Source organism: Archangium gephyra (assembly GCF_049060025.1).
Classification (GTDB): Bacteria; Myxococcota; Myxococcia; order Myxococcales; family Myxococcaceae; genus Archangium; species Archangium gephyra_A.
Window position 1 is genome coordinate 645,982 of sequence record NZ_JBMEQQ010000002.1, and the last position, 26,983, is coordinate 672,964.

Below are 26,983 nucleotides of genomic sequence, written 5' to 3' on the forward strand. Positions count from 1 at the left end.
GTCCGCGTCGTTGTCGGAGAAGCTCGACGATCAGGTCTCCCTCCTTCACGCGCGAGCCCTCCTGGACGGCCCAGTGGGTGATGCGCCCGGCGATGGGGGCCTGGACGGACTGCTGTCGCTCCAGGGGCGCGTAGGCGATGACACGGCCCTGGCCGGTGACGTTCTGCTGCCAGGGAGCCAGCAGCAGCCCGAGCGCGGCGAGCAGCAGGGCGAGCAGGAGGAGCCGCGCCACGGTGCGCGCCACCTGCGTCGAGTGCCGCACGAGGCGCATGGCGGGGAGCTCCGCGGAAGGACCACTGTTGGGCGAGGAGGGCATCGTCATGGTCTGGGTTCCGGACTCAGGAGAGGTTGGCGACGCGGGGAGGCTGGGCGGGGCCGAGTGGGCGGAGCTGGCCGCCGGTGAGCTCGTAGGCACGCGTGCAGCGGCCGATCAGCTCGGGGTTGCGGGTGATGAGGATCAGGGTCCAGGGCGCGTCCCCGGCCATCAACGTCTGGAGCACGTGGTCGCGTGCCCGCGGGTCGAGCGTGTCCAGCACCTCGTCCAGGACGAGCAGGCGCGGGCGGAGCGCGAGCGCACGCGCCAGGTGCAGCAGCGCCACCTGCCCCGAGGACAGGGGAAGGCCGCCGGTGGCGAGCTCCGTCTGGAGGCCGTCCGGGAGCCGGGCGAGCGTCTCTCCCAGGCCCGCGGCCTCGAGCACCCGGCGGACCTCGTGCAGCGGCAGCTCCGGCTGGCCCAGGCGGACGTTGTCCACGAGTGTGCCGGCGAAGATCTCCGGAGCCTTGACGATGACGACGTCGCGGCGCAGCGAGGCGAGCGAGAGATCCCTCAGGTCGGAGCCGTCCAGGAGGATGCGGCCGCGGAAGGGGGCGCGCAGTCCGTAGAGGAGATCCACCAGGGTGCTCTTGCCGCCGGCGGTGGCGCCGGTGATGGCCACCGACTCTCCGGCCCGCACCTCGAGGCTGACACCGCTCAGCACGGGGGCGTCCTCGCGGTAGTGGAACTCCAGGCCGTGCAGCGCCAGGGCGGCGGGGCCGGAGCGGGGCGGGACGCTCTCGCCGGTGTCCTGCTCCAGGGGCAGGTCCACGAGCTGGCCCAGCTTGTCCATGGAGGCGAGCAGGTCGTACCAGGCCTCCAGGTGCTTGCCGAACTTGGCGATGGATGCCACCACCGCGGTGACGATCAGCTCGGCGGCGACGAGCTGGCCGAGGGTGAGCTGGCGGTTGATGACGAGCCAGCCACCCAGCCCGAGCAGCAGCGCGCTGGCCACCGCCTGGAGGCCGAGCGCCCCGAGGATCTGCCGGAAGAGGTACTTGAAGTGCTTGCGGCGGGCGCCGAGGTAGTCGCGGGCGAGCTCGTCGGAGCGGCGCAGGGCGTGGGCGCTCCCGCCGCGCTGGCGGAAGGTGATGGAGTGGCGCGCCAGCTCCTGGAGCCAGGCCGCCACGGCGTACTTGGCCTTGGACTCCTTGAGGCCGGCCGCGGCGGCCGGGTGCCCGTAGCCGAAGATGATGCCGGTCAGGGCGAGCAGCAGGAGGACATCGAAGGCCAGCAGCAGCGGGTGGTAGAAGGCGAGCATCAGCAGGCCGATGCCCGTCTGGAGCACCACGGAGAGGCCCTCGAGCAGCAGCGTGGAGCTGGCCTTCTGGACGGTGACCACGTCGAAGAAGCGGTTGACGAGCTCGGGCCCGTGGGCGCGATCCAGGGCCCGCGCCTGGACGCGCGGCAGCCGGTGGCTGAGATCGCTGACGACGCGGATGAACAGGCGCTGCTGGAGGATCTCCACCACCCAGTGCTGCATGGCGCGCAGGCCGCCGGCGAACACGAGGCCGCCGAGCAGCAGGATGCTGAGCACCACCAGGGGCTGGAGCAGGGCGCCGAACGCCACGGTGTTGACCAGCGACTGGACGGCGATGGGCGTGGTCAGCGCGAAGAGCCCGACGCCCACCGCGTACATGACCACGGCGCGCACGTCCGCGGCCTCCAGGTGCATCAGCGCGCGCAGCCGGGCGAACGGGGAGAGGGGCGTGGGCGAGGCGCCCTCACCGCCGCGCAGGACGTGGATGGGCTCGGCCTCCTCGGCGAGCATCCACGTGAGGGGCTGCGCCGCGAAGGGCGCGAGCAGCCGGGAGAGCTCCTCGCGCTCCATCCACGCCTCCCCCCCGGCGATCAGGTTGGAGCGCACCTGAACGCGGGGGCCCACCCACGCGGCGAGCAGCACCCACCGGGCGCCCTGCTCCGGGAAGCACACGGTGGCGAGCGGCCCCTGGCGGCTGCCCTCGCTCAGGACGTCCTCGGTTGACCGTTGCAGGGTGGTGAGGGTGAGGCCGAGCGACTGCCCCGCGTGCTGGAGGCGCTGGCTCCACGTCTCCTCGAGGGAGCCGGAGCACTGGCGCGAGGCATCGAGGAGCGCGGCGTGCGCGGTGTTGCCGCCCGGCTCGACGCCCGCGGTGTGGGCGAGCTCGGAGAGGAGGTGCTCGAGCACCTCGGGGGACGGCGTGCCGGGGGGGCCGGGAGTGCTGCCAGCAGCGGGGGCGTCGAGGTCTCGGTCGTACATGAGCGGGGGCGGTGCGGGGCCGGTCTCGGCGTCGTCATCGAGCGGAATTGCCCGTTGTCCGCCTATGGGTAATTCCGAGCCGAATTCTCGGAAACCAGATAAAAAAGCGCGGTTCCTTCGGGAAAACCGATGAGTCCCCGAGGGAGGGGGTTGTGACTCAACCGTGACAGACACAGGCGGGGCCGGTTTGGTGTCAACTGGTGCCCATGAGCCAGGCAACCACTCCTCAAGCCCTCGAGTTCGATCTCCTCACCCCCGCGGCGGCCCAGGACGCGCATCCGCTCTACCACCGGCTCCGCGCCGGGCAGCCCATTCATTGGAGCCCACAGCTTCAGGGCTGGTTCCTCACCCGCCACGCGGACATCGCCACCGCGCTGAGGGATGACCGCCTGGTCGCCGGACCGATGATGGTGCAGTTCGATCGCCTCCCCGAGGAGGCTCGCAAGCAGCTCATGCCGCTGCGCGACGCCGTCAACATGTGGATGGGGCACACCACCCACGAGGGCCACGTCCGCTTCCAATCGCTGCTCAAGCGCTACTTCACCCCGCGGACCGTGGAGAACCTCCGGCCGCAAATCCAATCCATCACCGACACGTTGCTCGACGCCGCCGGGCGCAAGGGCTCCGTGGAGCTGGTGCAGGAGCTCGCCATTCCGCTGCCCTCGAGCGTCATCGCGGAGATGCTCGGGGTGCCCCTCACCGACGAGTACATGCTCCAGCGCTGGTCGAGGGACCTGACGGCCATCTTCAGCGCCTTCGACGTCCAGCAGCTCCTGCGGAGCCAGAAGAGCGTGATGGAGATGATGGAGTACATGCGTGGCGTGCTCGCCCAGCATCGCCGGGCCCCGCGCGAGAACATCCTCGAGGTCTTCGTGCGCGCCCAGGCCGAGGGCCTGGTGAGCGAGGAGGAGATCCTCTCCAACTGCGTGCTGCTGCTGTTCGCGGGCCACGAGACCACGGCGCGGCTCATCAGCAAGGGCATGACGCTGCTGTTCGAGCACCCGGAGCAGCTCGCGCGGCTGCGTGAGGACGCCTCGCTCATTCCCAATGCGGTGGAGGAGTTCCTGCGCTACGGCGACGTGGTGGGCTTCATCACCCGGCTCACGGTGGCGCCGGCGGAGATTGGCGGGCAGGCGATACAGCAGTACCAGATGGTGTACCTGGCGCTGGCCGCGGCGAACCGTGATCCGGCGGTGTTCGCCGATCCGGACCGGTTCGACATCACCCGCAGGGCGAACAAGCACGTGGCGTTCGGCTTCGGCTCGTTCTACTGCCTGGGCGCGGCGCTGGCGCGGTTGGAGGCCCAGGTCTTCTTCGAGACGCTTCTGCGCCGCTTCCCGCACGTGCGGCCCGCGAAGGGCACCCAGCCCACCTGGGAGGCGCGCATCCCGCTCAACCGGGAGCTGTGCGCGCTCCCCGTGGAGCTGTAGCCGGGAGGGGAACAGGGGCTTGCTTCAACGCCAGGGCCGGGCTCCGGGTGGAGTCCCGGCTCCGCGTGTTGATACACCAGGGCCATGCACCTTCCTTCCCTTCGTGTTGTCTCTCTCGTGGCGGTGTCCCTCCTCGCCGCGGTCCTGCCGGGCTGCGGCGACGAGGTCAGCTCCGATGAGCAGGCCCGCCGCGCGTACCTCGGGCTCGACAAGTCCGTCGAGAAGTCCCTGCAGCTCGGCTTCGCGGGCTTCAACGCCGCCTCGAGCGCGAACATCCCTCCCCAGACGGCCAATGGAGACGCCGAGGGAACGCTGACCATCAGTGGGCAGGTGGATCAGGGCTCGTCCTCGAACAAGGGCATGCGCCTGCGCGTCGGGATGGTCACCTACTCGGACGGCGAGGTCACCCCGGCCGAGGGTGAGGAGCCGGTGGAGCTCACCTACCAGACGTCCACCGACACGACGATGCAGCCGGAGCTGGTGCTCTCGCTGCGCAACATCCCCAACGGCACGTTCACGGGAACGCTCGTGGGCACTTTCCAGATGGAGGGGGAGCTCGAGGGCGAGGTCACCCTGAACCTGAGCATGACCGGGCAGATCGAGGACGATGGGACGGGCAAGGTGCGGCGCAAGGCGGGCAGCACCACCATCACCGGGACCGCGAAGTCCGGCGGAGACGGCGAGTACCAGGTGAACGTCACGCTGTGAGTGATGACACGGAGCCGCGCATGCGAGAGCGCGGCTCTGTGCTGGGCTCATCGCGGCCCGGTTACAAGCAGTACGCTTGCACGCAAGTCGAGCTCAAGCAGTAGGAGCCAGGGCAATCCGAGTTGTAGAAGCAGGAATAGCCATACCGGGAGCCACCCGCGCACGCCCTGCCGCAATCCGAGTTCCCGTTGCAGTACTGGCCATACTTCGGGCCCGTACTGCAGTACTTGCCGCAGTCCGAGTTCCAGTTGCAGTACTGGCCGGCCCGCCACCCCGCGTGACAGGTTCCGGCCTGTGCGGAGACCTCGCCATCCTGGCTGGCCTCCTCGGGCCGAGCCTCCTCCTGGGTGCCCTGCGGAGCCGGGACGTCCTGCACCCCCTCGTCCGGAACGTTGCACCCGGCGATGCTGATGGCGACGGCAAGAGACAGCAATATCGAGCGGTACATGGAAAGCCCCCCACGCGTGAGTCCAATGACAGCCAGCGCAAGCTATCTGCATGGGATACGTGTGTCCGGAGGGTTGAGCAGTCCATCTGCCCATCAGCTCGGGAACGGACATGGGCGCGGGATGCCCGTCGGGAGATGGACGCCCTCCTTGTCTGAAGACAGATAAAGGTCTTCTTCCGTGGTTTCTCAGAGTCCGCGAGCCCTGGCCTTCAGGGGTGGACGAGCTCCCAGACGACTCCTTGCAGATAGTCGCGGCTGTCCGCCACGAGGGACGGACCCTGAAGCGGTTCGGGCGGAGGGGAGGGGGTCAGGAGGCTGGCGAACCGGCCCGCGCCGGCCCTTGCCATGGGAGGGTCGGACCGTGAGGCCTTTTGCAGCAGCGGCAGGGCCGTGCCGGCGAGCGACCGCCACGCGTGCAGCACCCGCTTCTCTCCGCGCCGCAGCAGCAGGCAGGTGTGGACGGTGTCCGTCAGCCCGGGCTCGCGCAGCAGCGCCTCGTCCTGCTCCAGCGTCGTCTCGAAGCGGCGGAGTGCTTCCTCGCAGGCGGCGGCCAGCGCCCGCAGCACGGCCGCCTCGTTCCTCGCGCTCACGGGGGCCACCTCTCCCGGGGTGAGGGGCTCGGAGACCAGCTCCGGCTGCTCTCCCTCCTGGACGCAGGCGACACGCAGGAAGGAGAAGAGCCGCCGGGTCTCCTCCGCGTCATAGCGCGCGGGGATGCGGAAGCCCTTGTCCAGGCCCTGGAGCGCATGCGCCTCGCGGGCAAGCCGGTGCTCCGCTGGGACGGCGGGCACGATGACTTCCGCCGTGTCGTCCTCGTTCTCCTCGAGGCAGAATCCGTAGGTGACGAAGAGGTCGGTGTTGCCCTTCCTCCCGTAGCTGACGTGGATGGGATCCCCCGGCCTCAGGTCCTGGAGCGCGGTGAGGGTGAAGGCCTTCCTCGCCTCGTCATAGGTCCAGCGCGCCTCGCTCGGCCGCCGGTGATCGAAAAGGTCCGCCACCGGCACGATGGCCCGTGTCCGCTTGCCCTGGACGGTGAGCCGGAACACGCGCGTGAGGACCGTGAGCCGCGCCCAGCTGAACGCGGGCAGGCCATACCGCTCGAACCCGGGGACGTGCCGGCAGAGGTGCTCGTAGTCCAGGACGATGGACCGGCGCTGCACCTCGAGCCGCCGTTGGGCGGACGAGCCGGCGAGGAGCGCGAGCTGCTCCGGCTTGAAGAAGAACGGCAGGTGGTGAAGGGAGTCCGGCAGCGTGGCGAGGTAGGGCGCCCAGAATGAGCCCGCCACGTGCTTCTCCTGGAGCAGGAAGGCGGCGAGCCAGGACTGCTCGTCGAGGAGCTCGACGCCCGCGTCGGCAATCCGCTGGCCGAGCTCGGAGTCCTTCGCCAGCTCCTCGGAGAAGAAGAGCCGGCGCGGTACCTCCAGGATGCGTGCTCCGGCCGGAATGTGCGCCCGCGCGTAGGCACTGCGCTGGCCGTCCTCGTGGTGGCGGATGGCGAGCGCGGGCAGGCGCGCGCCCTTCTTCGCGAACCAGTGCAGGAGGCCAGAGACCGTGTCTTCGTCAGTCCGTGTCACGGCTCAGGGGTCCAACCCGAGGGCTCCATGCCCTCACCCCGGCCCTCTCCCGAGGGGAGAGGGAGGGTTGCGCGGTCAGGAGAGGGTGCGGCTCAGAAGCTTACACCCTCGGTGGCGGGGGAGGGCACGGTGAGGGACAGCCGCTGCGTCGCGGCCTCCTTCCCGTAGAAGGACTGGTAGAGGTACAGGTCCGCCAGCACCTGCTTCACGTACCCGCGCGTCTCGCGGAACGGAATCTCCTCGACGAACAAGTCCAACGGGAGCGCGCCCTTCTCCTTCACCCACTTCACCGCCGCGTCCGGCCCCGCGTTGTAGGCCGCCGCCGCGAGCGCCGGGTGCGAGAAGCGCTTCATGAGTTGCGACAGGTACCACGCGCCGTACCGGATGCTCAGCGAGGGCGAGAACAGCTCCGCGGGCGCCGGCTCCGGCTCAGAGAGCTTCTTCGCGATGGCCCGGGCCGTGGGCGGAATCACCTGCATCAGCCCGCGCGCGTCGGCGGCGCTGGCCACCTCGGGACGGAAGGCGCTCTCGCGGCGCATGATGGCCCACACCAGGAAGGGGCTCACCTGGTAGCGCGTGGCCTCGCTCTCCACCGCGTTGGCGAAGGCGCGCGGGTAGAAGGCCGCGAGCGCTTCGGGCACCCGCGCGCCGAAGGCCCGGCCCCACAGGTGCCGCGCCGCCACCGCGTGCGCGTGCCCGTACTCGCCCAGCCGCAGCAGCGCGTGTGCGAACGTCATCGCCTGCTCCTGGTTGCGGATGCGCGAGGTGCGCGCCTGCACCTCCTCGGCCGCGTCACGGAAGAGGCCCGCCCCGGTGAGCGCCACCGCCAGCTTCAGCTCCGGCGGCACCTCGCCCGTCTCCAGATGCTTGGGCGCCTCGGGGAACTTCGCGGGCGGCTGGCGGCCCAGCGCGCGCAGCCGCTCCGAGGCCAGCAGCGCGTAGTACGAATTGGGCGCCGTGGTGATGACGGTCTCGTACGCGGGCCCGGTGACGTCCGCCTTGGCGCCCTCCAGCTCCTGGCTGCGCGCCGCCCAGTAGCGCGCCTGCGGCACCAGGCTGCTGCGCGAGAAGGTGTCCGCCAGCGTGCCGAGCACCTCGCGCGCCTTGCCGTACTGCTCCAGCCGGATGTGCGCCAGCGCCCGGTACCACATCGCCTCGTCCCGCTTCCGCGAGCGCGCGTGCCGCTGATCGAAGGCCGTGAAGGACTTCACCGCCTCCTCGAAGTGCCCCTCCTGCAAATCCAACCAGCCCACGTAGAAGCCCGCATCGTCGGCCACGCTCTCCTTGGGCCAGGTCTTCTCCACCGAGGCCATCAGCTCGCGGGCCTTGGTGTTGTCGCTCTTGAGCGCGCGGCGCGCGGTGACGTAGGCGGCCTCGGCGGCCACCGCGGGAGGCCCCTGGCGCGCCACGGCCAGCGCCTGCTCCGCCTCCTCGCGCTTCCCGGTGGCGTAGAGGGCCTGGGCGCGCACCAGTGCCACCTGCGCCTTGTCCTGCTTCGTGCGCGCCAGCTTCGCCGCCTCGGCCTTCTCCAGCTCCTCCAGCGTGCGCTTCGCCGCGCCGGCCTCCAGCAGCCCGCGCGCCCGCTGCAGGTGCTCGCCCAGCGTCAGCTTCAGCGCCGGCTTCCGCGCCTCCAGCGCCGCCAGCGCCTCGTCCGCGTACGGGTGGGTGGGGTAGCGCAGCGCCACCGCCTTCAGGTCCGCGTGCTCGCCCGTGGCATTGCCCGTGGCCCGCCGTGCCTGGGCGCGCTGGTAGAGCAGCTCCGCCGAGGGCTCCTCGGTGGCGGCCGTCTCCAGCGCCGGGGCGGCCTCCTTCGCCTTGCCCGCGGCCAGCAGCGACTCGCCCAGCCGGGCCCTCGCCCGGGACGTCAGCGCCGCGGGGCCCTTGTCCACCGCCCGCCCGAAGGCCTCCGCCGCCGCCGCCGCGTCTCCCGCGTAGAAGTGCGCTTGTCCCTGGTAGTAGGCCAGGTAGGGCTGGAGCGGCTCGGCCACCGACGCCCCCGTCAGCAGGGTGCGCGCCTCCGCCACATCCCCCTCGGCGAGCGCCAGCGTTCCGGCCAGCAGGGCGATGCGGCCCGCGTCCGGGCACTTGCTGCTCATACAACTCTGGAGGTCCTGCCGGGCCAGGCTCCGGGCCTCGGCGCGGTGCAGCCGGACCGCCTCCAGCGTCTCGGGGGACTGTGCCCACGCCCCCGCGCCCACCACCACCGTGAGGAGTCCAGCTCCGGTCCACCGCCGCATGTGCATCTCCTTTTCGCCTCGTCGCCCGAGCGAAGGGGCGGAGAACCTCGGGCCTCGTGCACCCATTCCCACCCTACATCCACTCACCGGGTCAGAAAGCGCTTGCTCAGGGTGCGGTTTGACAGCCGGGCCGACAAGCCCTAGATCGGCCCCCGCGACGACAGGACCGGTTGTTCGGCAGCTGTCAATTCATTGGCTGCCGGAATCCGAGAAATGAGTGGTAGTGGGCGTAAACGGTCCTGGCCCGTTGCGTCAAAAGGGGGCGCTTCTTAGGTTGCGCGGCCGTGTCAGCCGCATGACCTGGAAGGTTGCCGACGAGGTGACCGCGCGTTCCGGGCCGAGGTTGGCCCCATGCGTTCGGGGGGGAAACAGCCGTAGAGGGAGGGCTCCGTTCCATGCTGAAGCCGTGTCCGACTGATCTGCCGCAGACCATCAACCCCGAGGCTGGCCCGAAGCGGGCCGGTGTCGAGACGCACCGCAACCTCAACTGCAACTACTACGACAACTGCCTCGACGAGGCGGTGCGCCGTGGTTGGCAGTCCTTCACCTGCGTGAAGTGCCAGATGAACCAGCAGGTGGCGCCGCCGCAGATGGGGATCGAGGCGTACGCCACGCAGCGCCGCGCCATCTGAGGCGGCATGCCGTCACGTGCGGATGGGCTCCCGGCGGCTGGCCGGGAGCCCCACTCAGCGGGTGGCGGCGTAGATGATGACCATCCAGTACTGCCCCTTGCCGTAGGTTCGCGAGTCCCCGCGGACGGCGCCCACGCCGACCTGGGTGTTCTTGCGGTCTCCCAGACTCTTGGAATCCGGGAGCAGGGCGGGGCTCTCCGCCACATAGAAATCCACCGAGGCGCTCTTCGCCGTGTCGAGGGCGGAGAAGACGCGGTCGTGCACCTTGGAGCCGGGCAGTTGCACCTTGGGCTGGTCCAGCTCGAGGGCGCGCCGGGCATGGTCCAGGGCGATCTGCTCCAGCACGGGGTTGCGCTGCAGCGGCGGCAGGCGGCGTGAGGCGCGGTGGGTGGCGAGGGCCTGATAGGCCTCCTCGCGGGGATCCCTCGCGGCGGCGGCGGCGGCCACCGGGGTGACGGTGGAGGAGAAGACCTCGGTGAGGAGGACCTGGTCGCGCCCGTCCACCTTCTGGAAGGTGACGCCGATGCCGGCATGGGTGAACTGCGTGCCGAGCAGGTTGTTGCGGTGGCCGGGGCTGTGCTCGATGCCGAAGTGGGCGGAGAGCGGCCCGGAGGCCATGCCGAGGTTCTCGCCGGCGGTGCGGTACTGGGAGCCGGCGGAGGCCAGGCGGCCGCGCAGGTCCGAGCCGTCCGGGGCCACGTGGGCGAAGAAGCCCTCGCGGGCCATGCGCTCGCTGTAGGCCTGGGCCACGGCGTTGAGGGTGTCGTCGAGCACGAGCTGCTGCACGCCATGGGCGCGGCGCAGGGCGTTGATGCGCGAGAGCACCGCCACGCGGGCCTCTTCCACGGTGGTGGGCTCGATGAGCCGCTCGCGCTCGCCGCGCTTCCTGTGGGCGCCCACGTCCACGAGGAAGAGGGCGGCCACCTCGGGCCCGCGCGTGCCGCGGCCGATGATCTCCACGGTGTAGCGGCCCTCGGAGGGGAAGAGCAGGCGGGTGCAGAAGGAGGGGCCGGACTCGCGGGTGAGCGGGGGGCGCTCCACGCGGCCCTCGGGGAGGGTGACGTAGACCTCGGACCAGCGCAGGGGCTGCTCGAGCTGGCCGCACAGGCTCTGGCCGGTGCCGGACTTGTCGAGGGTGCGGGGGAAGCGCTGGAGGGTGGCCTTGCGCTCGGCGAGCAGCACGACGAGGGCGGCGCGCTCCCCGTCCACGGCGACGCCCACGCCCACGTGGGAGGCGGGCTCCTGGTTGAGATCCTTGCGGTCGAGCAGGGTGCCCACGGCGTGGTCCCGCACGGAGGCGCGGATGACATAGGAGCGGGGGCTGGGGTCGGCGCCGCCGGCGTCGCTGATGGCCTCGGTGAGGGCGAGCAGCTCCACGGCACCGGAGGGGCTGTCGTCGAGCGCCTCACGGGCGAGCTTGCGCGCGGCCTGGGTGAGGGCGGGGTCGACCTGGGGAGTGCGCCGGCCCACGCGCTCGAACTCCTGGAGGACGTAGTGCGAGGCCTGCTGCTCCATGGCAGTGGGCGTGGGGGAGGCGGCCAGGAGGACGCTGAGGGCGAGGGCGAGCATCGCTAGTCGAGCCGGAAGACGAGGGCGGTGACGGCACCGGCGCCGAGCCGGGTGTTGAGCTGCTCGAGCAGGGAGGCTTCCTGACGCGACAGGGTGTGCGCCCACTCGGCGCTGGCCACGGTGACCACGAGGGTGCCTCCTTCGAGGGTGTGGGGCCGGGTGTGTTTGGCGATATGGGCGCCCACCGAGGCGTTCCAAACCGGGACGAGGGCGCGGCCCTTCCCGGACTGTTCGGCCAGTCGGGCCAGGACACGAGGGAGGAGCTGGTCGAGGGTCTGCGGATCGCGCCGGGCCATGTGGGACCAATCATCGGCCGGGGCGTGGGGAATGCCAACGGAGGAATGTAGGGCGGCGATGTCGCGGGTGGGAGGGTGCTTGCCGCCTCGCTCTCCCTGCGGGGTCGTCAGTCGAGGAACCTGCGCCACCAGCGGCGCCACTCCTCTTCCTCGGTGGCTTTGCCCTGTTTCCGGAGGTGGCCCCAGGGGAATGGCTCCTGCCACGGCTCCAGCACCCGCGCGAGCTCGCGGTAGGCGGGGAGCGGCTGGCCCTGGGTCAGGTCTCCCGCTTCGGGCTCGGGCCCCAGGGTCACGACAAGGCGCTCGCCGTCCAGTGGCCGCACGTCGGTGGAGGGGGACTGGAGCCGGGCGCGAAGGCCGGTGGCACCGCCCAACTCACCCAGCACGGGCTGCCCGAGGAAATTCATCCAGTGGACGCCGTCCACCCGGGTGTTCAGCTCGTTGCGAATGCCGGCGTCGCGAAGATCGAAACCGGGATGACGGAAGATGATGGGGCGCAGGGTATCGAGGCGGGCCAACCTTGAAGGCGCGACATCGAGTGCGAGCCCCGCATGCCCGGAAGCGAAGGGGAGCCGGGACGCCATGTCGAGGGCGAGCTCGCGCACGAAGCCGGCCCCCTTCTCCTCGAGGTACTCGGTGGGAAGGGTGGCGCGGAGGACGCTGGCCCGGCTGGGAGGGGCTTCGCGCCAGGGAATCCGGGCGTGGTAGGTGAAGGAGTAGCCGCTGTCCTGTTCGCCGTAGAGGCCGAAGTAGGGATCCGCACCTTCCTTCAGGGGGTAGAAGGCCTCGTCGCGCGTGTAGTCATCGGCATACCGGCGCTCCCGGGGCGCGAGGGTGGCCCGAATGAGCTCCCAACCCCGCTCCCCGAGCTTCGAGGGCTCCCAGTCGCAGCAGGTGTATTCGGACAAGGCGCTCGGGCGGCCCTCCACGGCGCGGACGTAACGGTCGAGGGCATGAGACACCCCCGCGGCGATGTCGAAGTGGTCGTGAGGGACGAAGAAGACGATGCGCACGAGGTCTCGTGCGATGAGGCGGTCCCAGAGATGCTCGACGGTCCCCGCTTCGGGTGTCCGCGACGTGTAGGGGATGGGGCCCGGGATTCGGACTCGCGGATATGTCGAAGTCATCGGGTCAGGTCGCAACGACGCGTGCCGGGAGTTACACGAGGAGCGTGCTTTCTTCGAGGGGGGCCAGGTGTGATGGGCGGGGAATGCAGGGCGGCGCTGTCGTGGGTTGATGGGGATTCGGACGTACAACCTCGCGGAATCCGGGCCCGGCATGGAACTGGCTAGGGAGGAGGCGAGCCCCCCGCTTGACAAGGGCCAAGGGGAGCCGCTTCCTTGCCCCCCTGACTGGAGCCGCCGATGAACCCCCCCCTTCGTCTGGCCCTATTTGCCGTCCTTTTGTCGTTCTCGAGCCTCTGGAGTGCCTGCGAAGTCCCCGCGCCGCTGGTGCCCGGTGAGCCGGTGGACACACCGCCCACGGGCGCGTGCCAGGTGGATCAGGACTGCCCGGATCCCGGGCTGTTCTTCTGTGACACGGTGACGTCGCGCTGCCTGGCGGCCTGCCGGACGCAGGAGGACTGCACGGCGGCGAAGCGGGGCGAGCACCGGATCTCCGAGTGCGATGGCAATGCGCTGGGCTGCCGGTGTGACAGCAGCCGGTGCGTGGTGGCGCAGTGCTCGGCGGACGCGGAGTGCGCGGCATCGGGACAGGTGTGCCGCAACGGGCGGTGTGGAGCGGCGCCGGAGGCGAGCACGGTGACGGCGTGCCGGGTGACGCCGGACTTCGTGGTGGGGCGGGAGGGGACGCTGGCGCGCTTCTCGGTGCTGGCGATGGACGCGGCGGGGCGGGCGGTGGTGGTGCCCTCGGGCGCGGCGTGGACGGCGCTGGACGGGAGCGTGGCGTTGGAGGGAAGCGGCACGGGCGTGGAGTCCGCCTTCGTGCTGTCGGCGGCGACGGAAGGGCCGCGGGAGTCGGTGCGGGCGCGGGTGGGTGGAGCCGCGTGCACGGCGCGCGTGTCGGTGCTGGAGGCGGCGGTGGCGCCTGGGAAGCTGCGCGCGGTGGTGAAGGACGAGCTGACGGGCCGTCCCCTCGCGGGAGCGGTGGTGGTGGTGGCGGATGGGCAGGGGGCGGTGACGGCCACGGCCACGACGGATGCGAGCGGCGTGGTGGCGCTGACAGCACCGTCGGAGGCGGGGAGCGTCTCCGTGTTCCACGAGGACTTCGGCTACCTCACGGTGGCGCACGAGGGCGCGGGAGGCCCGATGGATCTGGCGCTGCCGCTGAGGCGCAACCCGGCGGACAGGTACGGCGGGTACAAGGGCACCTTCCGGAACATGTCCACGAGCCAGGACATGCACGCGGGACTGGCGGGGCTGTCGGCGCCGGACGCGGTGACGGAGGTGTCGGCTTCGCTGCTGGCGGGGCCGGAGCGCCGGGTGGCCTTCACGATGGGAGGCCAGGCGCGCGAGGCGACGCTGCCGGCGGGCGCCTATGTGGTGCTGCCGGGCAGCACGCTGAACGCGACGGACGTGTCGGCGCAGGGGCTGGCGGGCGTGTGCGGCACGGCGCCGGGGGATTTCGAGAGCGCGGAGGCGGCGATGGCCGCGGGAGCGTGTGGCACGCGGACGGCGTGGGCGCTGGGCGGGGACATTCCGCTCAACGCACTGCCGCTGGTGTCGGGCGGGGCGGTGGACGTGGGGCAGTTGCTGGCGCAGACGATTCCACTGCTGCGCACCTTCAGCTCCTCGGTGGTGCGAGACGTGGAGTACCGGCTGAAGGAGACGCCGGAGACGGAGACGGGCGCGCCGGACTTCCGGGACCAGACGCACTTCACGGCGGTGGACCACGACTTCCAGGCGGAGCAGCGCCTGGGGCTGGGCTTCCAGTTCGCGGTGCGGGTACCGGCGCTGCCGAGCTACCGGGGGTACATGGACAGCGCGGCGGTGCTGGGGGCGGTGCGGGTGCCGGGGCGCGGCGTGGTGCCGCTGGGCCTGGGCATGGGGGTGAACACGACTCCGGCGGACCACACCACGGACACGCAGGCGGGGCTGCCGGGGCCGGGACTGGTGAGCGTGCGGATGGCGCCCGCGCACCATGGGCTCGAGGGCAGCCCGTACGAGCTGATGATCACGGCCTCGTCCTCCACCGCGTCCGAGGATGCGACGGCGGGAGCGGCCTCCAGCGTGCTCATCCACCGGACGCTGCAGAAGCTGCCGTTCGATCCGAAGGGAGGCACGCCGGTGGTGGTGGGCGGGCCCTTCCTGCCGGTGCCCGAGGGGGCGCGCTACAACTACAACAACCGGGAGGGGGGCGGGTTGGAGGGCCGGCAGTTGCGTTTCATCGGGGCGCCGGAGCTGCCCGCGGCGACGGTGCTGCGCGCGGTGTTCACGAACCGGGCGGAGCGCCGCTGGGTGGTGCTGATGGACGTGGCGAGGGCCGCGGGGGGCGTGCGGCTGCCGGTGCCGCCGGAGGGCTTCGAGGATCGCACGTACTTCGGGGACACGGTGGGCTCGCGCTCGCCGATGGGGATGCAGGCGCTGGTGGCGCGCCGGACGGGGACATCGGCGGGGGCGGCGATGAACCTGCACGGCCTGGTGGAGGCGGATGGGGTGGACCTGGAGCACCTGGGCGAAGCTCGCGGTGGCCTGGTCGGCGCTGGACTACGGGCGTCCGCTGGTGACGTGGATGGAGCCAGCGGAGGACGGCCAGAGCGTGGCGCGAGGCTCGAAGGTGAAGGTGCGCGTCCTGGGCTTCCGGGTGGGCAGCGGCCCCTTGGATGAGGGCTACGTGCGGCTGACGTTCGCGGGAGGCGCGGGCTGCACGGGCCACGTGGAGGGCGCGGTGGTGGAGGGCCGTGGGGAAGTGGAGCTGCAACTGCCGGGGCCGTGTACGGGGACAGGCGTGCAACTCAATGCGACGCTGGTGGACACCGGGGGAGTGGCGCTGAGCCCGCCCGTCACGAGCCGGCGCACCCTGACGATCAACTGAGCCCCTGTCTCAACTGTTGAGACTCAGCCGAGCGGCTTCCCCCGAGCGACTTCCCCTCTCCCCTCGGGAGAGGGACGGGGTGAGGGGGCCCGGACCCCGGGTTGGACCCTTACACTGGTTCCAAGGTTTTCCGGGTGCTACCGTCCTATCCGGTATGGCGCAGAACGAGACGGTCGTCACAGTCATCTCGAAGATCTCCGAGCGGCCGGTCGATCAAGACGCGGCGCTGGTGGTCATCTACGGCCTGGAGCTGGGCCGGAAGTACGACCTGTGCAAGGAGGAGACGCTGATTGGACGCTCCTCGAAGGCGGAGATCCAGGTGGACCAGGAGTCCATCAGCCGCAACCACGCGTGCATCGCGAACACGAAGCGTGGGGTGTTCATCAAGGATCTGGAGTCGACGAACGGGACGTTCGTGAACGACGAGCCGGTGAAGGGTGAGCAGGCGCTGCACAACGGGGATCTGGTGAAGATCGGGCGGACGATCTTCAAGTTCATCGCGGGAGGGAACATCGAGGCGGCGTACCACGATGAGATCTACCGGCTGACGACGATGGACGGGCTGACGCAGATCTACAACCGGCGCTATTTCGAGGAGGCGCTGGAGCGGGAGGTCTCGAGGTCTCGGAGGTACGAGCGGAGCCTGGCGCTGGTGATGTTCGACGTGGACCACTTCAAGCAGGTGAACGATCGGTACGGGCACCTGGCGGGGGACTACGTGCTGAAGCAGCTCGCGTCGACGCTGAAGACGAGGATCCGGCGCGAGGACGTGTTCGCGAGGTATGGCGGGGAGGAGTTCGGGATGCTGCTGCCGGAGATCGACGAGCCGGGAGCGGTGCTGCTGGCGGACAAGGCCCGCAGGCTGGTGGAGAAGCAGCGCTTCGAGTTCGACAAGAACGTGATTCCGGTGACGATCTCGCTGGGGGTGGCGGTGCTGGCGGCGGACCACCGGGACCTGGAGGATCTGAAGCGGGCGGCGGACGGGAAGCTGTACGAGGCGAAGGCCGCGGGCCGCAATCGCGTCTGCTCGTGAGCGCTGGCGGGATTACGGGAAGAGGGGCTGTACGGATGGCGCCCCGGTTCTCGAGTTGGGTGTTCGTGGTGCTTCTCCTGGGGGCGTGCACCCACACCGATCGGGTGGAAGTGTCGCCGGGGAATGCGCGGGAGAGGCCGGTGATGTCCGGCGAGCTTCGAGTCCCGTGCGGGGTTGGCCGGAGCCGGACGCGCTCGTGCGATACGAGTCCCCCGGGGCGGTCAGCCAAGGGACATTGGCCGCATGCAGGAATCACCCATGGATGTGTGCTGGCTATGAATCCGAGGAGGCCTGGAGGCGAGCCCTGAAAGCTGCTCGGCTTGCAAAGGAGTTGTCGGACGCGGTGGAGGGGGCGCCGGCCGAGGCCGATGAACAACCTGATGAGCTGGGTCTTCTGTGTGGAAGGTTGGGCGTCTATTGCGAAACAAATTGGGCGCTCGAGGAGGCAAAGCGCAAGGCTCATGAGTCCGGGGTCGCGGGTAATCCAAAAGATGTGTGCCAGGTCTTGACGGAAATGCTTGTGGAGGCTCAACGGTCTGGTGACAAGCAGAAGGTCAGGGATGTTGAGAAGGCGGAGAAGTATGGCGGGTGTAGGAACAAGCAGAAGAGAAAGAGTCACTACTGAGGGTGAGATATGTCGTGGTTCTTGGCTCACGTTATTCTTTATTTTGAGGTCAACTCCGTAGCGGAGGGACCGGTGTCGGTCTTTGAGAATGTTTATTTGATTGAGGCTGATGATGAAGACATGGCTCGCCTCAAGGCTGAAGAGCGGGGACGTGCTGACTGTGGTAATGACAGTGGTACGTTGAAGATCGAGGGCCAGGCGGCGGAATTGTGTTACGGAGGGATCAGGAAATTGATCTCCCCCAGGCGCAGCGCGGAGAGCCTGGTTCAGTCGCCCGGCGAGCCCGTGGACTTGTTGGAGGATGGTACTGAGGCGACGTATTCGCGATTCGTTGTTTCGAATCGCGAGGACTTGAAGACGCTTGTGTCTGGCCAGCCTGTTTCAGTCCTTTACAAGGAATGAATTCCGGCTTGTCTTGCCCTCACCCCGCGAAGACGGAGCGGCGCTCCTTGAGGAGAGCCTGGAGCATGCCCTGGATGGACTCGCGGGTGCGCTCGGTGAGCCGCTGCACCTGGGACATGTCCTCGGCGGCCTCGGGCGGCAGGTCCCCCATGCCGATCGGATCTCCGAAGCGGATGGTCCACCGGGCCGGCAGCGGCGGCGGCGTCAGCGGCAGGTAGGGCAGCCCCAGGAATCCGGCCGGCAACTTGCCGAACAGCGGCGCCGTCTCCTCGGCGCCCACGATGGCCACCGGGACGATGGGCGCGCCCGTGCGCAACGCCAGCTTCACGAAGCCGCCCCGGCCGAAGCGCTTGAGCTGGTAGCGCTGCGCGAACGGCTTGCTCAATCCCTGGATGCCCTCGGGGAAGACGATGACCGGACGCAATTCGTCCAGCAGCCGCAGCGCGTTCTCCGGGCAGGCCCGCACCGCGCCCAGCCGGTTCATCAACGTGCCGAGCATCGGCGCGTGGAAGACCTGGTCCTCCGCCAGCCAGCGCGCCTCCTGCAAATCCGGCCGCTCCCGCGACAGCGCCTGCTGCAGCACGGGCCCATCGAAGGGCAATGCCCCCGAGTGGTTGGCCACCAGCAGCACCGGCCCCGCGGGCACGTGACTCGCGCCCTGCACCGACACCCGCCAGTAGCGCTCGTAGAAGAAGTCCAGCACCGGCTGCATCACGCCGCCGAGCGCCGCGTCCTTGCCGTACTCGTCGATGGCCGTACCGCCGCCCACGCCAATGCCCGTGAGCGCCGCGCTCAGCAGCCCCTGCGCCGAGCCCATCGTCTTGCCCAGCCGCTCGCTGGCCAGCGCCTGGAAGGCGGCCTCCTTCGCCAGCGACAGCAGCCCCGCGAAGCGATCTCCCATCCGGTGCGGCTCGGCTCCCGGAGACTCGGAGGTGAAGAAGGCGTCGGTGGTGCTCACGGCGGGCAGGGCGGGAGCCAGCGCGGCCTCCACCTGCACCTCGATGCGGGCCTCCGCCGCGGCCTCGGCCTCGCTGTCCGGGGCGTACTCGTCCTGGCTCGCGTCGATCACCTCGACGGCCACCGTCTCGATGATCTCCACCGTGTCCTCGAAACCCGGCACGGAGACCGGTCCCGAGGGCAGTGTCTCCCCGATGGCCTCCTCCAGCTCCCGCAGGGCCTCCACGGCGGAAATGGCCTCCGCCGCACGCTCCAGCAGCTCCGCGTCCACCTCGGCCTGGACCGGCGTGGGCGGCGGCGTGGCCGGAGTGCCCACCGTGGCCCCGGCGGCGCTGACCGCCTCGGGCGGAGTGGGCCTGGCCGCGGCGGGAGTCTTGGCGGCCTTCCCCTTGGGAGGAGCGGCCTTCTTCCCACGCGCGGCGGCCTTCTCCGCGGCGGGCTTGGGGGCGGACGTGGGCGGAGCCACGGGCTTCGGAGCCGCGGACTTCGGCGCGGCGGCCCTGGCGGCGGGCTTCTCCTTCGGCGCGGGAGCGGGAGCGGGCGCCTTCTTCGCGGCCTTGGCCGGAGCGGACTTCCTGGCGGGCGGAGGCGCGGCCTGGGCCTTCTCCTGGGCCTTCTTCGGCTCCGGGGCGGCGGGCGCCGTACCCGTCTTGGCCTCCGAGGGACGCTGAGCGGCGCCCCGCTGGAAGGGATCGTTCCCGAGCACACCCTTGGCCATGATCAACTCCTCCGCATCGCCGCCACGGCGTCCCGGGCGTGGAACATGGGGATGAAACCGAGCTCTTCTTCCGCGCGCTCACCGTCGGCGACCCATCCGTAATGCATGTAGTCGAGCAGGGCGGTGGGGAATCCCGGTCCCCCCAGCGAGGTCATCGTCTTCAGGGCCGCACGGTAGAGCGGTCCGGGAAGGGGGAGCGGCTGAGCGCCCGCCTGGCGGATGAGCCCGGAGAGGGGCAGCACTCCGCGCCCGACGATGTTGAACTCGCCCTCGGCGTTGGCGCTGAGGGCCTGGTACAGCGCCCGGGCGGCGTCCTCCTCGTGGAGGGCCTGCCAGAGCGGATCGAATCCGAGCAGCGTGGGCACCACGCGGTGCGCCAGCATCCGGGTGGCCGGGTTGTTCATGCCCGGGCCGAACAGCGGGGCGAAGCGCAGGACGATGACGCGCGTCTCCGGGTGGCGCTCGCGGAAGCTGCGCACCTGCTTCTCCACCTCGACCTTGTCGGTGACGTAGCGGCTGCCGGGGCAGCCCGTGAGCGGCGTGTCCTCGCCCAGCAGGGCGGGGTGCTGGCCGCGCGCCCCATACAGGGCCGTCAACGAGGGGACGATCAGCCGCGGCACCCGGGCGCGCCCCACCGCGCTCAGCACGTTCATCGTGCCGATGACCTCGAGGCTCGTGTGCCAGGGAGCCATCGCGCACCGGCCCGTGAAGGAAGGCCAGATGGTAGAAGACGTCCACGGGCAGCTCGGCGAGGGCATCGGACAGCTCGCCCTCGGCGTCGTGCCGCGTGAGGTCCACGCGATGGAAGTCCACCTTGTCTCCGGCGGGCTTGGCCACGTCCAGGACCAGGATGCTCTCCACGTCGGGGTCTCGCTCCAGCAGCGGCAGCAGCAGCCGGCCCAGGTCGCCGGCAGCACCTGTCACCGCGACGCGGAGACCCTCCTTGCTCGCCTGAGTTGCTTCCATACGGGAGTGGGCGTGATAGCTCAGAAGACCACCGTTGTCAGCCGCGACGCGTCAGGATTGCTGGCCAACTTCCCGGGTCCTGCGCATCATATGACCTCCCATGGCACGTATCGCCCGCCTCAGTGACGTCCTCATCAACAAGATCGCCGCCGGCGAGGTGGTGGAGCGCCCCGCCTCCGTCGTGAAGGAGCTGGTGGAGAATTCCATCGACGCTGGCTCCCGCACCGTGCGCGTGGCGCTGGAGAAGGGGGGCCTGGGGCGCATCACCATCTCGGACGATGGGCTCGGCATGGGGATGGAGGACGCGCGGCTGTGCCTGGAGCGCCACGCCACCAGCAAGCTGCGCGAGCTGGACGATCTGTTCACCATCAACACCAAGGGCTTCCGGGGCGAGGCGCTGCCGGCCATCGCCTCGGTGTCGCGCTTCACCCTGGAGACGGCCGAGCCCGGGGCGCAGGTGGGCACGAAGGTGGTGGTGGAGGGCGGGAGCGAGCCGCTGATCGAGGAGGCGCCGCCGCGGGTGGGCACGGTCATCTCGGTGGAGGACCTGTTCTACAACACGCCGGCGCGGCGCAAGTTCATGCGGCGCGAGTCCACGGAGCTGCAGCACGCGGAGGAGGCGGTCATCCGGCTGGCGCTGGCGCACCCGGACGTGGCCTTCTTCGTGGAGCACGGGGGCCAGCAGCTCTTCACCAGCCCGGCGAGCCCGGGAGACCCGCGCGAGCGGATCGCCGCGGCGCTGGGGCCGGGGGTGCACCCGCACCTGGTGCCGGTGGAGGAGCGGCGGTTGGGGGTGAGCGTGACGGGGCACATCGCCTCGCCCGAGTACACGCTGCCCAACGCGCGCGGCATCTACACCTTCGTCAACCGCCGCTACATCCGGGACCGGGGCCTCAACAGCGCCATCCAGCGCGCCTTCCAGGAGTTCCTCCCGGCGGGGCGCCAGCCGGTGGTGGTGCTCTTCATCGACGTGGAGCCGCGGGCGGTGGACGTGAACGTGCACCCGCAGAAGCAGGAGGTGCGCTTCGCGGACGGCAAGGGCGTGGGCGACACGGTGCACGCGGCCATCTCCCGGGCGCTCCGGGCCGCGCCCTGGCTGGGCAACAAGGGGGAGGGTGGGGGGCCCGAGCAGCCGCGGCAGGCCGCCCACTACGCCATGGCGGTGGAGCGTTTCCTCACCCGCGCCCAGGAGGCCACGTGGGGGGCGCCGCTGCCACTGCCGGGCACCCAGGACGCGTCCGCGCCGGGGGCCGCGCCCGGTGCGCCGTCACCCTTCGCCGCCATGTCCATGCCCTCGGGCTCCGCCTTCGCGCCCGGCTCCGCGCTGCTGCCGGGACGCGCGCCCGCCTTCGGGCAGGCCCAGCCCCAGCTCAACGAGGCGCCGCCGCCGGGCTACTTCGGCGCGCTGCGGCCCATGGGCGTGCTGGGCGAGCGCTTCCACGTCTGCGAGGGGCCGGGCGGCACGCTGGTGGTGCTGGACGCGCACGCGGCCCTGGAGCGGGCGCGGTTGATGGGCTTCCAGCGGATGGTGGCCCGGGAGGAGGCGCCGGTGCCCACGCTCTTCGGCGCCACGGTGGAGCTGCCGGTGTCCGTGGCCAAGGCGCTGGTGGAGGGGCACGAGGCGCTCGCGCGGCTGGGGCTGGAGGTGGAGCCCTTCGGCGGGACGACGCTGGCGCTCAAGGCGGTGCCGCCCTCGCTGGTGGGCGCGGATGCCCGGGCGCTGCTGGAGGCCCTGGCGCGCGCCCTGCCGCCTCCCGGCTCGGCGTTGGACTCCACGACGCTGGCCGAGGGCCTCCGGGTGCTGGCCTGCCACGCCGCGCGCCATGCCGAGGGCCAGCTCAGCGACGGCAAGCTCCGGGCGCTGCTCGGCGAGCTGGACGCGGCCGACTTCCACCCCTCCTGCATCCACGGCACGGTGGTGGTGCTCGAGGTGCCGCTGCTGGAGCTGGAGCGGCGCGCGCTGCGGCCCCCCAACCCGAAAATTTGACCCTCCAACCGTCACTGCTACGGTGCGCGCCCTGCCTGTAGCACCGGGGCGGACTGACGCGAGGAGAAGCGCATGCGCGGCGTGATCACCCTGCGGGACGTGGTGGCCAACGTGGGCCTGGTCCGGCGGGAGTTCGGCTCGTTGTGTGTCGTGCGGTGCCTGCTCGCCGCCCTGTCCCGGCGCCGCACCACGTTTCTCGAAGTCGCGTTGCGCCTGAAGGACTCCTGACCGATGCGCCGTCTCCTCCTGCTCGCCGTCCTGCTCGCCACTGGGAGCGCCTCCGCCCAGGACGAGGAGCCCCTCCCGCTCAACGGGGTGGGCCGCATCTCCGTCCAGGCGGGCTGGCGGCACTCCTCCAACGGCACCTTCTACGACAGCTTCTACTCGTTCCCCGCCTACCAGGGCGTGCAGCGGGCCCCCGAGTCGCCGGGTGGCCCCTTCCTGGCGGGCTCCTTCGCGTACTCGGTCACCGAGTTCTTCGAGCTGGGGATCGATCTCTACGCCACCGGCGAGCAGCTCCGGCTGACGGGGGCCCCGACGATCACCAACGTCACCTACGGCGCGCTGGTGGGCCTGCGCCTCCAGACGCTGCTGGACATCCTCACGCCCGAGGGGGTAGTGCCCTTCGTGGGCTTGCAGACGGGTCCCTCGCTGGCCTACTCGACGGCCGAGGGAGTGGGCTCCCGGGAGCTGTTCACGCAAGCCTGGGCGGGCACCGTGGGGGCGACCTTCCGCTTCTCGGCGCAATGGGGGCTGACCGCCGAGTACCGCCTGGCCTTCGCCCGGGGCCAGAGCGTCTTCAACAACAAGCCCGAGTTCAAGGGCCTGTCCTCCTACAACGCGGGGGGCAACTGGTTCGCGCTGGGGGTGACGTACTTCTTCGCGTCGGATCCCATTCGTCCGTTCTCCTCCTCGCCCTAGCGGGGTACCGCTAGCCTGGCCCCCTGCCTTCGAAGAATGCACCGGAAATTCTTCGGGGCGCGGGGCCTGTTTCCGGGGCCGACCACCACGATGCGGGTGTGAAAAGTCACCAATCCCGCCCGACGGAGCCCCTACGATGCGCGAAGAGGCCGAGATCATTTCCGGGCCCAACAGGAAGATGTCCATGGCTGCTGAGACGAAGCCGGAGCAGAACAAGGAACTGAGCGAGATCCGTAAGGAGGTCATCGAGGCCCGCAACCTCGTGATCAAGACGGACAGCCTGCTGAAGAACCTTCACGCGGAAGTGAAGGCCATCGGCAAGCGCCACGAGGATCTCCAGAAGCGGCAGTGGATCTCCTCCGGCGTGGCGTACGCGATCTTCGCGGCGCTGTGCGTGGCGGGCGCGGTGATGGTGAGCTCGGCGAAGAGCTCCGGCGCGACGGCCGAGCGTGAGCGGCTGGAGAAGACGGTGGCCGAGCTGACGACGCAGCTCGACAAGCAGCGCACGGAGCTGACGGCGACGCAGACGGCCCAGCGCCAGGCGACCGAGGTCTTCCGGCTGATGACGAACCTGCCGGGTGACGAGCGGCTCAAGGGCGTGGACGAGCTGGTGAAGCTGGACACCTCCAAGCTGTCGCAGCTGGAGCAGCGGGCGCTCGCCGACAAGGCGGCGCAGCTGCGCCGGGAGATCGGCGACTCGGCGTTCGAGCGCGGCAAGGCGGCCTTCCGCCGTAACGACATGAAGACGACGATCGAGGAGATCTCGCGCTTCGTGGCGATGAACCCGCCCGCGGATCAGCTTCAGGAGACGTCCTTCTTCCTGGGCGTGGCCTACAACATGGAGCGCAAGCACGAGCAGGCGGTGCCGCTGCTGACGCGCTACATCGAGAGCGACCGGAAGGCGAAGAACCGCGACTACGCGATGCTGCTGCTGGCGCAGTCGCTCCAGGAGACGAATCAGCTCGAGAAGGCCGCGCAGATGGTGAACGACGGCGTGACGCAGCACCCGGCCAGCGAGTTCATCTCGCAGTTCCGCGGCCGTCTGGCGACGGTGCGGCGGCTGATGGCGGGTGGCACGGCGGCGGCTCCGGCTCCGGCGGCCCAGCCCGCGGCCCCGGCGGCCCAGCCCGCGGCCCCGGCGGCCCAGCCCGCCGCGGCGCCCGCGCCCGCTCCGGCGCAATAGTTCAGCGACACCGTCCCAACCGAGGGCCTGGGTTCCGAGAGGAGCCCGGGCCCTTCGTCTTTGGGGAGCCTGGATGGGAAGGCTCACGCCACCGGGGGAGGCTCCTTCGGTGCCGGAACCCCCGGGTAGCTCAGCGCGGGGCTGTCGATGACCTGGTTGGTCCACGGCACCAGGTCATCGAGGATCCGCGCGATGCCCCCGGCGATGTCCTCGAGCGGCAGATCGTTCTCCTCCATGCCGAAGGGATCCTCGATCTCCACGCCAATCTCCTCGATGCCCAGGAACGTGTGGGCGATGAGCAGGACGACGGGCACGGTGGCCCAGTCGAAGGACTCCACGAGGGCGAAGGGCAGGCCGAGGATGAAGAGGAAGAGCGTCCGGCGCAGGTGGAGCATGTACGCGAACGGCAGCGGCGTGCGGACGATGCGCTCACACCCGCCCTGGTAGTCGATGAGGAGCTGGACGTTGCGGTCGATCTCCATCTGGACGATGTCGGAGATGAGTCCGCCGCGGCGGGCCTCGACGAGGATGGCGGAGATGCGCATCGCCACCGCGATGCCGGCGTTGCGCGCGTTGAGGATCTGGTTGATCTCCGCGCGGGGGAGCACGGCCGCGGCGGGCCCGAGGTTGTCGCCACCGCTCCGGAGGACCCGGGTCAGCGCGAACGGGTACACCGCCGTCCACGCCGTCAGGCGGCGCACCAGCTCGGCCGAGGGGATGTTCAGCGCCGCTACGCGCACGAGGTTCCGCGTCTCGTTGACGATGCCCCCCCACAGCTTCCGCCCCTCCCAGAACCGGTCGTAGGAGGAGTTGGTGCGGAACACGAGCAACAAGCTGAGCACGGTGCCAGCCAGGGTGTGCCCGGTGGCGGGGACGTCCACCTTGAAGACGTTGAAATGAAACCAGACCACCGCCACGGCCCAGACGGTGAACACGCCGAGCCGTCCGACGATCTCCTTGAGGATGCCGCCGCGGAGTTTGAGGAGGTACCGCCACCAGTGATGCGGGTCGTAGTGAACCATGTGTCTCGACGGCGGGCCGCCCGTCGCCCCTGGCGCGGATTCTTCGCCCAGGACCCGCGGAAGTTCCAACGGGATTTGTTGCCACCCCCCCCTTTGTCACGAGGCGCCGCTCCCCGGAAAAACGCGGTAGAGTCGCGCGCATCATGTCCGCCTTCATCCATGAATGGCTGAACCTCCTGGTGCGCTGGGTCCACGTGATCGCGGCGATCATGTGGATCGGAGATTCGTTCCTCTTCATGTGGCTCGACAGCCACCTCACCGCGCCGAGCCGCCCCCGAGACGGCGCCGTCGTGGGCGAGCTGTGGATGACCCACAGCGGCGGCTTCTACGAGGTGGTGAAGCGCAAGTCGCTCGCCAAGGGCGAGATGCCGGACACGCTCCACTGGTTCAAGTGGGAGAGCTACACGACGTGGATCAGCGGCTTCCTGCTGCTCATCATTGTCTACCACCTCAACGGGGCGTCGCTGCTCATCGACCCGGGCGTCTATCCGCTCACCGGCTGGCAGGCGACGGCGATCAGCCTGGGAGTGTTGCCGGTCGCGTACGGGTTGTATGAGCTGCTCTGGAAGACGCCGCTGGCGAAGAACAACCGGGCGTTCGCGGCGGTGGGGCTCGTGCTGATCACCGGGCTGGCGTACGGGCTCACCCGCGTCTTCAGCGCCCGGGGCGCGTTCCTCCAGGTGGGTGCCACGCTGGGCACGATCATGGCGGCCAACGTGTTCTTCCGGATCATCCCCGCGCAGCGCTACATGCTCGCGATGACCCGCGAGGGCAAGCCGGTGGACACGACCCTGGGCCTGCGCGCCAAGGGCCGGTCCATCCAGAACCACTACCTGACGCTGCCCGTGCTGTTCACGATGCTCTCCAACCACTTCCCGAGCACCTACGGGGGCTCGATGCCGTGGCTGGTGCTGGGGCTGTTGTTCGTCGTGGGAGCGGGGCTGAAGTACGCGATGAACTTCCGCGCCAACACGCCGCCGCTGGCCTGGGCGGGCACGGGCCTCGCGTTGCTCGGGGTGATCGTCCTGACGCGGCCGCCGCCGGATCCCGCGCTCGAGCAGTTCGCGGGCAAGCCGCCGGTGCAATTCGAGCAGGTGGCCTCCGTGATGCAGACCCGCTGCGCCACCTGCCACGCGGCACGTCCCTCGAGCCCGATGTTCGCCGCGCCGCCGCAGGGCGTGGCGCTCGACACGCCGGACGCCATCCGCACCCACGCCGATCGCGTCTTCGTGCGCGCGGTGTCCACCAAGACGATGCCGCTCGGCAACCTCACGGGCATGACGGAGGAGGAGCGCGCGTTGGTGGGGGCCTGGTTCGCCCAGGGCGGCGAGGTGCCCCAGGGCGCGAAGATGCCCGACTTCGTCGCGCCGGCCGTGGCCGCTCCCGCTCCGGCACCCGCTCCCACGGCGGGGAGCGCGATGGCGGAGATTCCGGAGTCGGCACGCAACTACTTCGCCTCGGTGTGCAGCACCTGCCACGGTCCGGCTGGCGCGGGCGATGGCTCGGTGTCGGCGGCGTTGAATCCGAAGCCGCGCGACTTCAGTGACAAGGACTGGCAGCAGAGCGTCACCGACGAGACCCTCAAGAAGGTCATCGTCGAGGGCGGTGCGTCGGTGGGCAAGAGCGTGTTGATGCCGCCGAACCCGGCGCTCGCGGAAGACGCCGAGACGCTCGACGGGCTGGTGAAGCTCATTCGCGCCTTTGGCGCTTGAGGTAGGGACTCCGGAGGG

At 70.3% G+C, this 26,983-nt stretch carries 22 protein-coding genes and 2 pseudogenes; 13 read left to right on the plus strand and 11 right to left on the minus strand.

Annotation, left to right across the window (positions count from 1 at the left end; all coding sequences use genetic code 11):
* Nucleotides 1-64: 64 nt before the first annotated feature.
* Both ACN28I_RS03020 and ACN28I_RS03025 read right to left on the minus strand, forming a co-directional pair.
* Nucleotides 65-322: pseudogene (locus ACN28I_RS03020) on the minus strand (transporter); the annotation flags it as partial.
* 16 nt (nucleotides 323-338) lie between these two features.
* Nucleotides 339-2,552: a peptidase domain-containing ABC transporter gene (locus tag ACN28I_RS03025; RefSeq protein WP_420940651.1), complete on the minus strand. Its 2,214-nt coding sequence runs from the start codon at nucleotides 2,550-2,552 to the stop codon at nucleotides 339-341.
* Nucleotides 2,553-2,758: 206 nt separating this feature from the next.
* On the opposite strand from ACN28I_RS03025, the gene ACN28I_RS03030 reads away from it, so the two are divergent.
* Entirely contained in the window at nucleotides 2,759-3,982 is a 1,224-nt protein-coding gene (locus ACN28I_RS03030; protein ID WP_420940652.1) for a cytochrome P450, read from the plus strand.
* A gap of 117 nt (nucleotides 3,983-4,099) precedes the next feature.
* Nucleotides 4,100-4,690: a hypothetical protein gene (locus ACN28I_RS03035; RefSeq protein WP_420940653.1), complete on the plus strand. Its 591-nt coding sequence runs from the start codon at nucleotides 4,100-4,102 to the stop codon at nucleotides 4,688-4,690.
* Nucleotides 4,691-4,751: 61 nt separating this feature from the next.
* Here the strand turns inward: ACN28I_RS03035 and ACN28I_RS03040 are convergent, their stop codons facing one another.
* The 3 genes from ACN28I_RS03040 to ACN28I_RS03050 form a co-directional block, all read right to left on the minus strand.
* Nucleotides 4,752-5,138: a hypothetical protein gene (locus tag ACN28I_RS03040; protein WP_420940654.1), complete on the minus strand. Its 387-nt coding sequence runs from the start codon at nucleotides 5,136-5,138 to the stop codon at nucleotides 4,752-4,754.
* A gap of 209 nt (nucleotides 5,139-5,347) precedes the next feature.
* The gene (locus ACN28I_RS03045; RefSeq protein WP_420940655.1) at nucleotides 5,348-6,712 is read right to left on the minus strand and encodes an SET domain-containing histone-lysine N-methyltransferase; all 1,365 of its coding nucleotides are present in this window, start codon (nucleotides 6,710-6,712) and stop codon (nucleotides 5,348-5,350) included.
* 92 nt (nucleotides 6,713-6,804) lie between these two features.
* Entirely contained in the window at nucleotides 6,805-8,949 is a 2,145-nt protein-coding gene (locus ACN28I_RS03050) for a transglycosylase SLT domain-containing protein (protein ID WP_420940656.1), read from the minus strand.
* A 398-nt stretch (nucleotides 8,950-9,347) separates the two neighbouring features.
* On the opposite strand from ACN28I_RS03050, the gene ACN28I_RS03055 reads away from it, so the two are divergent.
* Nucleotides 9,348-9,581: a hypothetical protein gene (locus ACN28I_RS03055; protein WP_043409150.1), complete on the plus strand. Its 234-nt coding sequence runs from the start codon at nucleotides 9,348-9,350 to the stop codon at nucleotides 9,579-9,581.
* A gap of 54 nt (nucleotides 9,582-9,635) precedes the next feature.
* Here ACN28I_RS03055 and ACN28I_RS03060 read toward each other — a convergent pair whose 3' ends face one another.
* From ACN28I_RS03060 to ACN28I_RS03070, 3 genes are all read right to left on the minus strand, one after another.
* Nucleotides 9,636-11,150, minus strand: coding sequence for a CAP domain-containing protein (locus ACN28I_RS03060; RefSeq protein WP_420940657.1), 1,515 nt, complete (start codon nucleotides 11,148-11,150; stop codon nucleotides 9,636-9,638).
* A gap of 2 nt (nucleotides 11,151-11,152) precedes the next feature.
* The gene (locus ACN28I_RS03065; RefSeq protein ID WP_420940658.1) at nucleotides 11,153-11,446 is read right to left on the minus strand and encodes a DciA family protein; all 294 of its coding nucleotides are present in this window, start codon (nucleotides 11,444-11,446) and stop codon (nucleotides 11,153-11,155) included.
* A gap of 107 nt (nucleotides 11,447-11,553) precedes the next feature.
* Nucleotides 11,554-12,459, minus strand: coding sequence for a type VI immunity family protein (locus ACN28I_RS03070; RefSeq protein WP_420940659.1), 906 nt, complete (start codon nucleotides 12,457-12,459; stop codon nucleotides 11,554-11,556).
* Nucleotides 12,460-12,810: 351 nt separating this feature from the next.
* On the opposite strand from ACN28I_RS03070, the gene ACN28I_RS03075 reads away from it, so the two are divergent.
* From ACN28I_RS03075 to ACN28I_RS03095, 5 genes are all read left to right on the plus strand, one after another.
* Entirely contained in the window at nucleotides 12,811-15,231 is a 2,421-nt protein-coding gene (locus tag ACN28I_RS03075) for a dickkopf-related protein (RefSeq protein ID WP_420940660.1), read from the plus strand.
* Nucleotides 15,182-15,439 carry a hypothetical protein gene (locus ACN28I_RS03080; RefSeq protein WP_420940661.1) on the plus strand — a complete coding sequence of 86 codons (258 nt, stop codon included), beginning with the start codon at nucleotides 15,182-15,184 and terminating at the stop codon, nucleotides 15,437-15,439. The genes ACN28I_RS03075 and ACN28I_RS03080 overlap by 50 nt, the downstream gene beginning before the upstream one ends.
* A 154-nt stretch (nucleotides 15,440-15,593) precedes the next feature.
* A complete protein-coding gene (locus ACN28I_RS03085) occupies nucleotides 15,594-16,472 on the plus strand; it encodes a diguanylate cyclase (RefSeq protein WP_420940662.1) in 879 nt (292 codons plus the stop codon).
* Between the two features lie 262 nt (nucleotides 16,473-16,734).
* Entirely contained in the window at nucleotides 16,735-17,097 is a 363-nt protein-coding gene (locus ACN28I_RS03090; protein WP_420940663.1) for a hypothetical protein, read from the plus strand.
* Between the two features lie 9 nt (nucleotides 17,098-17,106).
* Complete coding sequence (locus ACN28I_RS03095; RefSeq protein ID WP_420940664.1) at nucleotides 17,107-17,499, plus strand: DUF4288 domain-containing protein; 393 nt, start codon at nucleotides 17,107-17,109, stop codon at nucleotides 17,497-17,499.
* A gap of 19 nt (nucleotides 17,500-17,518) precedes the next feature.
* On the opposite strand, the gene ACN28I_RS03100 is transcribed toward ACN28I_RS03095, so the two are convergent.
* Both ACN28I_RS03100 and ACN28I_RS03105 read right to left on the minus strand, forming a co-directional pair.
* Complete coding sequence (locus tag ACN28I_RS03100) at nucleotides 17,519-19,174, minus strand: lysophospholipid acyltransferase family protein (RefSeq protein WP_420940665.1); 1,656 nt, start codon at nucleotides 19,172-19,174, stop codon at nucleotides 17,519-17,521.
* A 2-nt stretch (nucleotides 19,175-19,176) separates the two neighbouring features.
* Nucleotides 19,177-20,140 (minus strand): annotated as a pseudogene (locus tag ACN28I_RS03105) (NAD-dependent epimerase/dehydratase family protein).
* Between the two features lie 100 nt (nucleotides 20,141-20,240).
* On the opposite strand from ACN28I_RS03105, the gene mutL reads away from it, so the two are divergent.
* From mutL to ACN28I_RS03125, 4 genes are all read left to right on the plus strand, one after another.
* Entirely contained in the window at nucleotides 20,241-22,127 is a 1,887-nt protein-coding gene (gene mutL / locus ACN28I_RS03110) for a DNA mismatch repair endonuclease MutL (protein WP_420940666.1), read from the plus strand.
* A 72-nt stretch (nucleotides 22,128-22,199) separates the two neighbouring features.
* Complete coding sequence (locus ACN28I_RS03115) at nucleotides 22,200-22,355, plus strand: hypothetical protein (protein WP_199243218.1); 156 nt, start codon at nucleotides 22,200-22,202, stop codon at nucleotides 22,353-22,355.
* 3 nt (nucleotides 22,356-22,358) lie between these two features.
* Nucleotides 22,359-23,048, plus strand: coding sequence for a hypothetical protein (locus ACN28I_RS03120; RefSeq protein WP_420940667.1), 690 nt, complete (start codon nucleotides 22,359-22,361; stop codon nucleotides 23,046-23,048).
* Nucleotides 23,049-23,232: 184 nt separating this feature from the next.
* Nucleotides 23,233-24,231 carry a tetratricopeptide repeat protein gene (locus ACN28I_RS03125; RefSeq protein ID WP_420940668.1) on the plus strand — a complete coding sequence of 333 codons (999 nt, stop codon included), beginning with the start codon at nucleotides 23,233-23,235 and terminating at the stop codon, nucleotides 24,229-24,231.
* Nucleotides 24,232-24,314: 83 nt separating this feature from the next.
* Here the strand turns inward: ACN28I_RS03125 and ACN28I_RS03130 are convergent, their stop codons facing one another.
* Entirely contained in the window at nucleotides 24,315-25,253 is a 939-nt protein-coding gene (locus ACN28I_RS03130) for a bestrophin family protein (protein ID WP_420940669.1), read from the minus strand.
* A gap of 143 nt (nucleotides 25,254-25,396) precedes the next feature.
* On the opposite strand from ACN28I_RS03130, the gene ACN28I_RS03135 reads away from it, so the two are divergent.
* Nucleotides 25,397-26,965, plus strand: coding sequence for a urate hydroxylase PuuD (locus tag ACN28I_RS03135; RefSeq protein WP_420940670.1), 1,569 nt, complete (start codon nucleotides 25,397-25,399; stop codon nucleotides 26,963-26,965).
* Nucleotides 26,966-26,983 lie beyond the last annotated feature (18 nt).